This is a genomic window from Comamonas sp. MYb21 (assembly GCF_037479395.1).
Taxonomy (GTDB): Bacteria; Pseudomonadota; Gammaproteobacteria; order Burkholderiales; family Burkholderiaceae_C; genus Comamonas.
This window is the reverse complement of sequence record NZ_JBBGZC010000018.1, coordinates 41111-53586: the sequence shown is the minus strand read 5'-3', so window position 1 is coordinate 53586 and position 12476 is coordinate 41111. Positions and strand designations below refer to the sequence as shown.

At 63.2% G+C, this 12476-nt stretch carries 11 protein-coding genes; 8 read left to right on the top strand and 3 right to left on the bottom strand.

The annotated features are described in order from the left end of the window. The first annotated feature begins 115 nt into the window (after window positions 1-115). Genes WH367_RS22500 through WH367_RS22480 form a run of 5 tightly spaced genes read left to right on the top strand, consistent with a single transcriptional unit; the run spans window position 116 to window position 5340 of the window. Window positions 116-1471: a four-carbon acid sugar kinase family protein gene (locus WH367_RS22500; RefSeq protein WP_339537748.1), complete on the top strand. Its 1356-nt coding sequence runs from the start codon at window positions 116-118 to the stop codon at window positions 1469-1471. Then, the gene (pdxA, locus tag WH367_RS22495) at window positions 1468-2466 is read left to right on the top strand and encodes a 4-hydroxythreonine-4-phosphate dehydrogenase PdxA (RefSeq protein ID WP_339537747.1); all 999 of its coding nucleotides are present in this window, start codon (window positions 1468-1470) and stop codon (window positions 2464-2466) included. The genes WH367_RS22500 and pdxA overlap by 4 nt, the downstream gene beginning before the upstream one ends. Window positions 2467-2486: 20 nt before the next feature. Beyond that, window positions 2487-3623 carry an iron-containing alcohol dehydrogenase gene (locus WH367_RS22490; RefSeq protein WP_339537746.1) on the top strand — a complete coding sequence of 379 codons (1137 nt, stop codon included), beginning with the start codon at window positions 2487-2489 and terminating at the stop codon, window positions 3621-3623. Window positions 3624-3632: 9 nt separating this feature from the next. Next, entirely contained in the window at window positions 3633-4529 is an 897-nt protein-coding gene (locus WH367_RS22485; RefSeq protein ID WP_339537745.1) for a dihydrodipicolinate synthase family protein, read from the top strand. A gap of 46 nt (window positions 4530-4575) precedes the next feature. Next, window positions 4576-5340 carry a DeoR/GlpR family DNA-binding transcription regulator gene (locus tag WH367_RS22480; protein ID WP_312990213.1) on the top strand — a complete coding sequence of 255 codons (765 nt, stop codon included), beginning with the start codon at window positions 4576-4578 and terminating at the stop codon, window positions 5338-5340. Window positions 5341-5355: 15 nt separating this feature from the next. On the opposite strand, the gene WH367_RS22475 is transcribed toward WH367_RS22480, so the two are convergent. From WH367_RS22475 to WH367_RS22465, 3 genes are read right to left on the bottom strand one after another with little or no spacing between them, the layout of a single operon-like run. After that, window positions 5356-6333, bottom strand: coding sequence for a zinc-binding dehydrogenase (locus WH367_RS22475; protein WP_339537744.1), 978 nt, complete (start codon window positions 6331-6333; stop codon window positions 5356-5358). An 11-nt stretch (window positions 6334-6344) separates the two neighbouring features. Beyond that, window positions 6345-7025: a type 1 glutamine amidotransferase domain-containing protein gene (locus tag WH367_RS22470; protein WP_339537743.1), complete on the bottom strand. Its 681-nt coding sequence runs from the start codon at window positions 7023-7025 to the stop codon at window positions 6345-6347. Next, window positions 7022-7675: a TetR/AcrR family transcriptional regulator gene (locus WH367_RS22465; protein WP_339537742.1), complete on the bottom strand. Its 654-nt coding sequence runs from the start codon at window positions 7673-7675 to the stop codon at window positions 7022-7024. The genes WH367_RS22470 and WH367_RS22465 overlap by 4 nt, the downstream gene beginning before the upstream one ends. Window positions 7676-8172: 497 nt before the next feature. Between WH367_RS22465 and WH367_RS22460 the strand changes: the two genes are divergently transcribed. The 3 genes from WH367_RS22460 to WH367_RS22450 all read left to right on the top strand — a co-directional run bounded on the left by WH367_RS22460 (window position 8173) and on the right by WH367_RS22450 (window position 12259). Next, window positions 8173-9993 (top strand): Ig-like domain-containing protein, encoded by a 1821-nt coding sequence (locus WH367_RS22460; protein WP_339537741.1) that lies wholly within the window; start codon window positions 8173-8175, stop codon window positions 9991-9993. A 497-nt stretch (window positions 9994-10490) separates the two neighbouring features. Beyond that, the gene (locus WH367_RS22455) at window positions 10491-11069 is read left to right on the top strand and encodes a TetR/AcrR family transcriptional regulator (protein WP_021025218.1); all 579 of its coding nucleotides are present in this window, start codon (window positions 10491-10493) and stop codon (window positions 11067-11069) included. Between the two features lie 158 nt (window positions 11070-11227). Further along, on the top strand, window positions 11228-12259 hold the full coding sequence (locus WH367_RS22450) for an NAD-dependent epimerase/dehydratase family protein (RefSeq protein WP_339537740.1): 1032 nt from the start codon (window positions 11228-11230) through the stop codon (window positions 12257-12259). The last annotated feature ends 217 nt before the right edge of the window (window positions 12260-12476 follow it).

Genomic DNA, 12476 nt, shown 5'->3' with positions numbered 1-12476 from the left:
TATCGGTGCGTTAAATCTAGGGTTAACCCTTGTTTTATGTTGCTTTTAATCAATTATGATTGAATCAATCAATTTTAAGGCTTGGCGTGATGACTGAGTCGACCGAAAGCCCCGCATGAGCCCGCGTTCCCTCCCGCACTACCTGGTTGTCGCCGACGACCTCTCCGGCGCAGCCGACTGCGCTGCGGGGTTTGCGAGCGCTGGCCTCTCCACCAGCGTGCTGCTGGATGCGCAAGCCAGCGCTGGTGCCCAGGGTGATGTGGCGGTGCTCACGGTAGACACCAACAGCCGGCGCGATACGGCGGCTGAGGCTGCTGCCAAGCTGCAGGCGGTGCTGGCTGCGCCTGCATCCCAGGGCCGCCGGGTGCTCAAGAAAATCGATTCCACCCTGCGGGGCGGCTGGGCGCAGGAGGTGGCGGTGTTGCAAACTGCGCTCCATGCCATTGCGCTGGTGGCTCCGGCCTTCCCGCAGATGGGCCGCACGATGCAGGGCGGCGTGGTGTATGTGCACGGTGTGCGCCTGGCCGCCACTGCTACCTGGCAGCTGGAGCATGCGGACCGCGAGGACCGCGCGGCGCAGCAGCTGCAGGCCGCAGGACTGCGCTGCGACAACCTACCCGCCAGCGTGCTCGATGCCGGCCCAGAAGCGACCGCGCAAGCAATTGCCAATGCACGTGAGCGGGGCGTGCAGGCGCTGGTGTTTGATGTGCTGACTGACGAACACCTGCAGACCTTGGCCCAGGCCAGTCTGCAGATAGAGCAGGCCTTTTGCGTCTGCTCTGCCGGCCTCTCGCATGCGCTGGCGCAGCAGGTGCAGCCAGTATCTGCCTCGGCCGCATCGCTGGAGGTACCGCATGCAGCCGGGCGTTTGCCCAGCGTGGTCACCGTCGTTGGCAGCATGTCGGCGATTGCGCAGCAGCAGCTCGCGTATTTGGCCGAGCAGCCACGCACGCGGCTGCATGTGGTGCCACCTGGCTGCTTGCGCAGCGACGTGCAGACGACCCAAGGCCAGACCCTGGTGCAGACGCTGGTGCAGACGCTGGTGCAGACCATCAGCGACGAAGTGGCCCAGGGCCTGGATGTTGTGGTCAGCCTGGGAGCGGACGCGCAGACGGATCCGGCCGAAGGCCCGATGCTGGCCCGGCAGCTGGCGCGTTTGCTGCACGCGCCCATGGCCGCCGCCGCAGGCCTGGTCATCACCGGTGGAGAGACGGCCCGGGCGGTACTGGAAGAACTGCAACTGCGCAGCCTGCGTGTGCATTCCGAGAGCGAACCCGGCGTGGTGCTGTGCATCACCGAGTACCAGGACATCGAACAAGACACCCGGCGCCAGTGGATTGCCACCAAGGCGGGAGCCTTTGGCCATCCCGCATCGCTGCAACGCGCAAGCTGCGCCATCCATTCATTGCTGGCCGCCCAAACCCCGGGCGGCCGCACCGATACCCTCCCTACAGAAAGCAAGCAAAGATGAGCCATTCTCTGCCCGTCATCGGAATCACCATGGGAGACGCTGCCGGCGTGGGCCCTGAAATCATTGTCAAGAGCTTTGCGAACGACAGCCTGTACAACCTGGCCAAAGCCGTGGTCATTGGCGACGCCAAGCGGCTGGAAAAGGCCAATGCGCTGCTGGGCACCCAGGTGCGTGTGCGGGCGATTGAGGACATTGCCGACGCCGCCTTTGAGCGGGGCGTCATCGACTGCATCGATCTGCAGCTGATCCCCGATGACCTGGCCTTTGGCAAGCTCTCGCCCGTGGCCGGGGACGCGGCGTTCCGCTTTATCGAGCGCGCGGTGGAGCTGGCCAAGGCCCGAAAGATCGATGCGATCTGCACCGCGCCGCTGAACAAGGAGGCACTGCATGCCGGTGGCCACAAGTTTCCCGGCCACACGGAGATGCTGGCGCACCTGACGGGCGTGGAAGAGGTCTCGATGATGCTGGTTGCGCCCAATCTGCGGGTGATCCATGTGACCACACATATCGGCTTGCTCGATGCCATCCGCAAGATCGAGCCGGGCCTGGTCGAGCGCACCATCCAGCGCGGCTACGACACCTTGCGCAAGGCGAGCATCGCCAACCCACGGATTGCAGTGTGCGGCATCAACCCGCATGCCGGTGAGAACGGCCTGTTTGGCTATGGCGAGGAAGAAGAAAAGATCATCCCCGCCGTGCAGAAGCTGCGCGAGAGGGGCATGGACATTGAAGGCCCACTGCCGGCCGACACGCTGTTCTTCCGCGCCGGGCGCGGTGATTTTGACCTGGTGGTCGCCATGTACCACGACCAGGGCCATGGCCCCGTCAAGGTGCTGGGCCTGGAGGCGGGCGTGAACATCACCGTGGGGCTGGATGTGATCCGCACCTCGGTGGACCATGGCACGGCGTTTGACATTGCGGGCAAGGGCATCGCCGATGAGCGCAGCCTGCTGGAGGCTTTGCGCCAGGGCGCAGAACTCGCAACGCGCATCTAAAAAATCCGGGAGACAAAGACATGCATATCCATAGCACCGTCCTGAGCGGCCACAAGGTCCTCGACGACATCCCCTACCTGGTAAGCGGCAAACACAAGCTGCTGTTTGTCAGCGACCAGAACATCTCCGGCATCGCAGGCGTGCAGGCGCTGCTGGCCCAGCTGCGGCGCGCGGCGGCCGAGGTGCTGTTGGTCGACGATGTGCCGCCCGAGCCATCCGATGCCGATGTGGAGCGCATTCTGCAGGAGCGCGATCTGCGCGGCGTGGATTTTGTCGTGGGCGTAGGCGGCGGCAGTGTGCTGGATGTGGCCAAGCTGCTGTCGGCACTGGCGCACCCGGAGTCGCCCAGCTTGGCCGAGTTGCTGGCGGGCACCAAGGTCACGCAGCGGGTCAAGGCGCTGATGGTGCCGACGACGGCGGGGACGGGCTCGGAAGCGACGCCCAATGCGATCCTGGCGATCCCTGCGCGCGAGACCAAGCAGGGCATCATCTCGCCGGTGCTGCTGCCCGACTATGTGGCGCTGGCGCCGGAGCTGACGGTAACCATGCCGCACAAGATTGCGGCCTCGACCGGTGTCGATGCGCTCTGCCACCTGATCGAGTGCTTTACCGCCAGCATTGCCAACCCGGTCGCCGACAACTACGCGATGATCGGCATGAAAAAGCTGTTCGAAAACATCGAGCTGTCGGTGGCCGAACCCGACAACCTCGAAGCCAAGCTCAACATGCTCTGGGCCTCGTACTACGGCGGCGCCTGCATTGCCCATGCCGGCACGCACCTGGTGCATGCCATGTCCTACCCGCTGGGCGGCAAGTACCACATCCCGCATGGCGTTGCCAATGCCATCTTGCTCGCGCCTTGCTTTGAGTGGCTGCGCCCGCTGTGCGTTGCCAAGCTGGCACGCGCTTACGAGCTGGTGCCCGGTGCCAATCTGGCACTGGACGACGAGGGCAAATCGCATGCGCTGGTCGCTTACTTTGCCGATCTGGTCAAGCGCCTGCGCCTGCCGGCCAGCCTGCAAGAGCTGGGCATTGGCCGCGACCACCTGCCCGATCTGGTGAAGGCCGCGCTCGATGTGCAGCGCCTCATCAAGAATGTGCCCGGGGCCGTCACGGGCGCCGATATCGAAAAGGTCTACCTGAAGCTGTTCAACTGAGACAACACCATGGCAAACAAGCAAAAACTCCAAGGCATTCTGACGGCCATCATCACCCCCATGGACGCGGAGGACCGCTTTGCCGAGGCACCGTTCCGCGAGCAGATCGACCGCCAGATCCAGGCGGGCAATGGCATTTTCTGCGGCGGCACGAATGGCGAATTCTTTGCACTGACCGAGGGCGAAAAGCGTCGCGTGGCCGAGGTGGCGATGGAGCAAGTCGCTGGGCGCGCCAGCGTGGTCGGCCATGTGGGCGAGGTATCGACGGCAGAATGCATCCGCGCCGGCCGTGAGATTGCCCGCCTGGGCGTGGATGCGGTTGCCGCCATCACGCCCTGGTTTGTGCCGCTGTCGCAGGACGACCTGCATGGGCATTTCAGCGCGATTGCCGATGCGCTGGAGGTGCCCGTCTATCTATACAACATCCCCGCACGCACTGGCAACACCATTGCGCCAGAGACCGCCAAGCGCCTGGCCGCGCACCCCAATATCGCTGGCATCAAGGACAGCGCCGGCAGCCATGAAAGCCTGAGCGGCTTTTTGAAAGTCGCCAAGGAAGTGCCGGATTTTGTCGTGTTCAACGGGCCTGACAGCCTGATCCACCAGGGCTTTGTCGAAGGCTGCGCAGGCGCCGTATCGGGCCTGGCCAATGCCGCGCCGCGCCAGATCAATGCGATCTGGACCCGCTTTGCCGCGGGTGACATTGCCGGCTCGCGCCAGCAGCAGGAGACCGTCACCAGCCTGCGCGAGACGCTCTACAAGGTCTGCTTTGCGCCGGCCGCCGTCAAGCGCGCCGTGCAACTGCTGGGCTACCACGTGGGCAACAGCAAGTACCCCGTGCGCATCAGCGCCGAGCAGGAGGCGCAGATGCGCGAAATCCTCAAGGCCCATGGCATCTCGGGTTAAGCTCTTATCCGTTATCGCTATTGTGCTGTAGCCAGCCACGCATCCCATGAAGGTCGCCAACCGTAGAGAGTCCATTTTGCATGCCGTGAATTCGGGCATGACCGATGTGGCCGCGCTGTGCGCGAGGTTTGCCATCTCCGAGGCCACCGTGCGCCGCGATCTGCAGGCGCTGCAGCAGGACGGGCGGCTGCTGCGCGTCTACGGTGGCGCCGTGGCGGCGCCGATTCGCCATGAGCCCGAAGAATCGCTGGAGCTGCGCAAGGTGCATGACGGCGAGGCCAAGGCCGCGATTGCGCGCAAGGCCATCAGCCTGATCGAGCCGGGCGACACCCTCTTTATCGATGGTGGCACTACCACCGATGCGCTGGCGCGCCTGCTGCCCAAGGACGATTCGCTGCGCATCATCACCAACAACCTGCTGGCGCTGAACACGCTGAGCAGCCGGGATATCCCCGTCACCTTGATCGGCGGCGACCTGCGCCGGGGCAGCATGAGTGTGTACGGGTCACTCGCTGACATGGCGCTCGAGCGCCTGACGTTTGACAAGGTGTTTTGCAGCGCCGATGGCATCGATGCCGAGTTTGGCGTTTGCGAAGGCTCGATCGAGCAGGCCTGGTTCAAGGAAAAGCTGTTCCGCCGCACGCGCGAGGTCTATATGCTGGCCACTGCTGAAAAGCTGGGCCGCAAGTCGCAGATGAACTGGTCGCCCATCCACCGCCAGTGGACCCTGATCACCGATGCTGCGCCCGAAAGCCATGCCGTGCAGGCCTTTGGCAACCACCCCTTTGTGACGGTGCTGCCGGTCGCCTGAGGGCATGGACCCCCGTCAAGGCCTGAGCAGCACCTTGCCTTTGCGGCCCGGCTGCAGGCTGGCTGCGGCCGCTTGGGCGGCGTCGCCCAGGTCATAGATGGCCTCGGTTGGCAGCTTCAGTTCACCACCCACAATGCGTTGGATCAGCTCAGTGATCAGGCGGCGTTTGTCCTGGGCGGACAGGGCCTCGCTCACCTTGCTGCCCCAAAAGCCCTTGACGGTGGCCTGTTTGAAGATCATCGCGCCCGAGTCAATCTGCATCGGCTCGCCGGCCATGGTGCCAAACGACACCAGGGTGCCGCCTTCGCCCAGCAAGGCCAATAGCGCTGCGCTGGATGCGCCGCCAATGGAATCGACGGCGGCGTAAGCACCTTGGGGGCCAAGCAGCGCGCTGGCGCTTTGCTTCCAGTCCGCTTGCGCGGTGGACAGGACGTTGGCAATGCCCAGCTGGCTGAGCTCCTCGACACCCGCATCGCGGCGCACCAGGTTGAGCACCTGCACACCCCGCGCACTGGCCAGCATGGCCAGGGTCTTGCCGACGGCGCCATTGGCCGTGTTCTGCGCAATCCATTGCCCGGCTTGCACGTTCAAAAACTCCAGCAGCATCAAGGCGCTGAGCGGCATGGCGATGAGCTGGGCGGCCACTTCATCGGGGATGGCTTCGGGCACGGGCACCAGCAGGCGCGCGGGCGCCAGAAAGTGCTCGGCCCAGGTGCCGTGGACGCCGGCCACCGCAACGCGCTGCCCCAGCGTGACGCCTTCGACGCCAGCGCCGAGCGCATCGACCAGGCCCACGGCCTCGCTGCCGCCAATGGCCGGCAGCTCGGGCTTGTAGCCGTAGCGGCCCCGGATGGTCCAGAGGTCATGGTTGTGGATGGGGGCGAGCAAGGTCTTGATACGAACCTCGCCAGCCGCCGGCTGGGGCATGGGCTGCTCGCCCAGGCTCAGGACCTCGGCGGGCTCGCCGAAGCTGGTGTGAATGGCACTGCGCATGGTGACTGTCCTTATTTTGCGAGCATGGACAGCAGGGCCTGGGCCACCGCTTCGCTGCTGGCGGGGTTCTGGCCGGTGACCAGGCGCCCATCGACCTCGACATGCACCTGCCAATCCGGGCCCTTCTGGTAGTCAGCGCCCAAGCGGCTGAATTCATCTTCAATCAAAAAGGGCACCACGGCGGTGAGGCCAACTGCGTTTTCTTCGCTGTTCGTAAACCCCGTCACGCGGCGGCCTGCCACCAGGGGCTGGCCATCGGCGGCCTTGACATGGATGAGGGCGCCCGGCGCATGGCAGACCAGGCCCAGCGGCTTGCCTGCGCGCTCAAAGGCCTCCAGCAGCGCAATCGACTTGGCGTCATTGGCGAGATCCCAGAGCGGGCCATGGCCGCCGGGGTAGAAGACGGCATCAAAGTCATCGGCCTGGATCTGGGCCAGTGGCGTGGTGGCAGCCAACGCGGCCTGTGCCTGCGGGTCCTTGCGGAAGCGCTCGGTGGCGGCGGTCTGGGCATCGGGCTCATCGCTCTTGGGGTCCAGCGGCGGCTGGCCGCCCAGCGGGGATGCGAGTGTGATGTCGGCGCCTGCGTCCTGGAAGGCATAGTAGGGCGCGGCAAATTCTTCCAGCCAGAAACCGGTCTTGCAGCCTGTGTCGCCAAGACGGTCGTGCGAGGTCAGTACCAATAGAACTTTCATGGGGACTCCTTGAGGGGTGGGTGGAGGGGTTGGGGTGAGGAGGGTGCCGATGCGCTGCAGGTCAGCAGGTGCACCGTGGCCGCCCGCGCTTGCAGCAGAGACGATCGGTCCTGGCTCAGCTTGGCCAGCAGCGCTGCGCCCAGCCACATCTGGTAGAGCACGCGCGCGACCACGAGCGACGGCGGGCCTGCGGGCAGCGAGCCATCGCCACGCGCCTCGTCAATGACGGCAGCAATCCTGGCCAGCAGCCGCTGCACGCCGCCATCGAGCACCTGGCGCATTTCTTCGGACAGGTCGGCGACCTCGGCCGCGAGCTTGACCACCAGGCATTCTTCGGCCCAGCCGCAGTGTGCATCACCGGGCGCCGCAATCCAGGCGTCCCAGTAGCGCATCAGGCGTTCATAGCCCGCGCCATCTGCTGCCAGCAGGCTATCCACCTTGTGGCCATAGCCATCGACATACTGCTGCAGCAACGCGCAGCCAAAGGCCTCTTTCGACGGGAAGTAGTGGTAGAACGAGCCCTTGGGCACGTTGCAGGACTTGAGAATTTCCTGCAGGCCCACAGCCGCAAAACCTTTGCGCAACACGAGCTGGTGCCCGGTGTCGAGGATGTGCTGGCGGGTGGCTTGCGCTTTCGGGGTCAAGGTCATGGGCCCGATTGTAGTAAAAAATAGACCGGTCGTCTACAAAGCGAAGGTGTTGGTTCCTGTGTCCCTGAACCTAGGGACCTGACCGCGTGGTGATCCGCCCGAATTGCGGCGCCCCAACCGTACGCTGGTCTGAGCCGAATCCTGCAGAAACCGCTACAAATCTGCCCGATGTTTCAAATGGATAGTAATGTAAACAATTGTTAACAAATCTTCCTTTGGATTTTTTAATTAATATTTTTATAGTTGTCACCGCTAAGATGGATGGACGCGACTTCCTGCTATTTTTTACCGCTGAATTTTCCATGCCTGGAATGACATTCTTCTGAATCAAGAGGCTATTTTTTGATAATGATTGAAGAGTGGATATATTCCTATCGCCCTATTCGTGGCGGATGCTGATGTTTGCTTGCTGGTGGCCTGTGTGATTTTTGACGTATGGGCAAGATGTCGTGAATGCTCTTGGTGGGGCTATTTATTATCAATACACGGCTTTGCCCATGATGATGTATAAAAATAATGCGACAAAATTTACAGGTGCTGCTGCACTCTTACTGGCTGCCGTGGCTGGCATGGGTAAAGCAGAGGCTGCCGCTTGCCGGGTATTGTTCAATGGTCTGAATACCTACCCTGCAGCGCAGTCGTTAATTCTCAATGGCGTGAATGTGGTGCCCACCAATTCGCCGTCCGCTATTTCAAATTTCTTGTCTGGTCCCAGCGCCAATTTGCCGCAGTATGATGCCATCTGGCTGCATTGGTATAACGCAACCTATTCTTCGGCGAGTACCCCTTCTGTTGCGGACGCCGCTGCATTGGTCGCCTACCTGGGCGGGGGTGGCCGGGTGCACTTTACCCAAGATTATGGCAATAATTTTTATAATGAATGGGCTGTAGGTGTCATGAATGCCAGAGTGGCCTCTGGCTCTGGCGGTGGAAGTATAGCAACCGGGCCTAATTCGGTTTATGGTGGTGCTTGGACAGTGAACAGCGCGGCTATTGGGAATATCGATGCCTTTCCGTTTTCGTTAGGTGCTTCGGTCATGTTTGATAACGGCGGTGTGTTGCTGGGCCCGATTCCTGCGCAGAATCGGCTGGCGTACCAAATGTCGTTGAGCGATCCTGCGGCACCGATCAGTGTGGCTGCCTTTGGCGAAGCAGATATGAACGGCAATGCCGGACGCATCACTTATTTTGGTGATGGCGGCAATCTAGGGGGAGCGAACCAAACCGATGCGAACATGCAGGTCATCAAGAACCTGCAGGCGTTTTTGCTGGCTCCATCAGCCTGCCGAGCCCCGCTGGCTGCGCAGGAGGACTCCGGCACGATGGATGCGGCCGGAGGGATTGCGATCAGCAATGTGCTGGCCAACGATGATATGAATCCAGGTGGTTTGCATGGGCAGGTGGTACCGACGCTTGGATCCGTCGTGACGATGGCGGAACTTCCGGGGAACAATACGTCCCCTGCGGGCTTTCCCATGGTCCTGGATACCAATACCGGCAGCGTGAGCCTGAGCCCCGCAACTCCGCCGGGAACCTATTCCTTGGACTACCAGTACTGCCAGATCAGCAAGCCTGATAACTGCGCGACAGCAACAGCGACCGTGACGGTCAGCGGGCCGACGGAGTTGAGTGCAGTGAATGATCTGGCCTACACCACACAGGGGCAGTCTGTCAGTATCGACGTTCGCGCCAATGACACCACGGTGCCGGCGGCGCAGAGCATCGGTGTGCCATCCATCAGCCAGCAGCCATCCCATGGCAGCGTGAGCATCGATGGCTCGGGCAACATGGTCTACACGCCCGATGCCGGTTTTTCCGGCACCGATAGCTTCGACTACCAGGTCTGTCTGGAGGCGGCACCTTCTGAGTGCAAGCCCGCAGTCGTGACCGTGAGGGTATTGGGCGTGACTGCCACGGCGGATTCAGCCAGCACCGCGATCAATACCCCCGTGACGATCCGCATTTTGGGCAATGATGCCTCCAGCGACACAGCCAGCGCGCCACTGGGGGGGATGGCGACAGGCGTGTCTGCGCCAGCGCATGGTGCGGTGGCCTACAACGCCGATGGCTCCGCCAGCTACACGCCCGCATCGGGATTCTCGGGAACGGATACCTTCACATACCAGATCTGCAGCCTGCAAGGCCCGTATCCGCAGCCGGTGTGCCAGACGGCGATGGTCACGGTGGTGGTGAGTCCCGTGCAAACACCGTCGGGTGCTGGTCCTGTACAGGCGGTGCCGGTCGATAGCCCTTGGGTGCTGTGGCTGGTATCGATGGGCTTGGTCGGTCTGGCAGCGCGTCGCTATCGCTTGCGTTGATCGCTGCAGCGGTGACGGGTAGGGGGGATGGCGCAGCCGACTGCCGCTGCGGTGCCTGGCAGTGCAAGCGGGCACTGGCGACGTCTCTGCCAGTAGGCTGCCCCGGCCTGCCTTGGCGTGGCCGGGGTTAGGCCGGATCACTCTGGTGGCTGCTTTGCCTTACCCATGGTCAGCGATCCTCTGCCAAACTCCCTGCCGTGGTCTGAGCGCGCTGTCAGGCGATCGGCTGCGTTGTTTTCCTTGGCCATAGCGACAGCTCGGCTGTAAATACCGCCTTGTGTCACCTCCAGATCCGCATCCCTTCGATTGGGCAAGGGCCATGCAGGCGACCGCCCTGGCTGGGCGGGGACCTTGCCCTTGGCTTGTGCCGATCCGCATTTCGGCTGGGTGATGGAGGCAATGAAAAGCCTTTGCACTGCCGCAGGCAGCAGATGCTGGCTTGACAGCTTGCGTCTGTATAATTAATATCCATCCGGTCGGAAATAAATATTGCTGCCATGGGACGCTCAAGAGTCATCGACCAAGATCAACTGCTGGATGCCGCCGAAGCGGTCATCGCGCGAGACGGTGCGGCCAAGCTTACGCTCGATGGGGTTGCGGCCCAGGCGGGTGTCAGCAAGGCCAGCGTCACCTACGACCACAAGACCAAACAGGGTCTGATCAAGGCCCTGGTCCACAGGGCCCTGGAGCGTGATAACGCATTCAACCAGGCCGCCGCCCGGCAGTTCAATGGTGGCGACGCTCAGACGGTGCGGGGGCGCATTGCGGCAGCGGCCCATCCGCTTCCGCCACCTCAGCGCGCCGTGGCCTTGAATCTGTGCGCGGCCCTGGCGCAGGATGGGGAGCTGCGCGCGCTGATGCAGGCCAACCAGGCCATGGTCATCGCGGCCCTGCAGGCCGACGCCGCCCAGCCGCGCGCGGCCCTGGTGGCCTATTTGGCGCTCGAGGGCTTGAAGCTTCTGGAAAGCCTGGACTTCCACTCCTTCGCTGCCGCTGACAGACAGCGCCTGCTTGCGGACATCGAAGCGCTGTTGGGCGCTGCTTCTGCAGCCGCACCGGTAGCTGCGGCGGACTAACTCCCATAGGTCTCCTGGCGTCGCTAGCGCGGGTCGCGCCGGCGCTCCCTTCTCGACGAGCCCGACGGGCTGCATGCGCAGCCTGTGGCCGCCCCCTTTTCATTGCTCATTGCCAGCCCATGTTTGATTCTTCACTTCCTTTGACAGCTTCGCACGCCATGTCTGAACCGCGCCTGCGCAGGCTTTTTATCACCGGTGGCAGCGGCTATGTGGGCCGCAATGTCGTGCGGCATTTTGTAGCGCAAGGCGTTGAGGTACACGCGTTGGCGCGCAGTGCCCAGGCGGGTCAATGCTTGCATGCGCTGGGTGCCAAGCCTGTCGAGGCAGACCTGTTTTCTGCGCAACTGCCACTGGCCATGCAAGGCTGCGACGCGCTGGTGCATGCAGCGGCGGACACCCGGCATGGCCTGGCGAGCCGGAGCCAGCATCTCGTCAATGTCGAAGGGACTCGTCGGGTGCTGGCTGCCGCAGCCCAGGCACAGGTCGCGCGTGTGGTGCACATCAGCACGGAGTCGGTGTTGCTCGATGGCCGGGCGCTGGTCCATGCCGACGAAAGCCATCCCTATCCTCTGCGGCCTGCCGGGGGCTATTCGGCCAGCAAGATAGAGGCGGAACAGATCGCCTTGGCCGCAGCGCAGCGGGGCTTGCATGTTTGTGTGCTGCGCCCGCGCTTTGTCTGGGGGCGGGATGACACGACAGCCCTGCCGCAGCTGCTGCAAGCGGTCGACGCCGGCAAGTTTGCCTGGGTTGGTACGGGGCGGTACCGTACCTCGACCACCCACATTGGGAACCTGGTGCATGGCATAGAGCGGGCATTGCTGGCGGGCGAGGCCGGGCAGTGCTATTTCATTGCCGATGCGGATGTGGTCGAATTTCGGACGTTCATCAGCGACCTCCTGGCCACCCAAGGGCGGTGCGCGTCTGGCAAGTCGGTGCCTCGGTGGTTGGTGTATAGGTTGGCCTCGGTCTGCGAAGGTATTGCGCCGTGGTTGGGCGGGCGTTGGCAGCCACCGGTGACGCGGCAGGCGCTGGCCACCTCGGCCGTCGAGGTAAGTCTGAATATCGACAAGGCCCGCAACAGCCTGGGTTATGCCCCAGTGGTAAGCCGGGCTGATGGTTTGGAGGAGCTGCGGCAGCTGCGCAAAGCCCAAGCGCAGCGCAAGGATGGAAACGCCAGCGAGGCCGCTTAGCTGGAGCCCGAACCGCTTCCGCTTGGCGCTCTGCAGTGCCAGCAATTGCCGACACCTGCCGAAAGCCTGGCCTGCATCGGGAGCGGGTGCCCGCCAATTGTGCTTGGGCCCGGCGCCGCCTTCTTGGGCAACAAGCGGGCCGGCATGGCCAGCGTCGCTGGGAGCAGAGGCTGGACATCGGGAATGTCTCTATGGCAGGTGCTCCATGTTTGGCTGG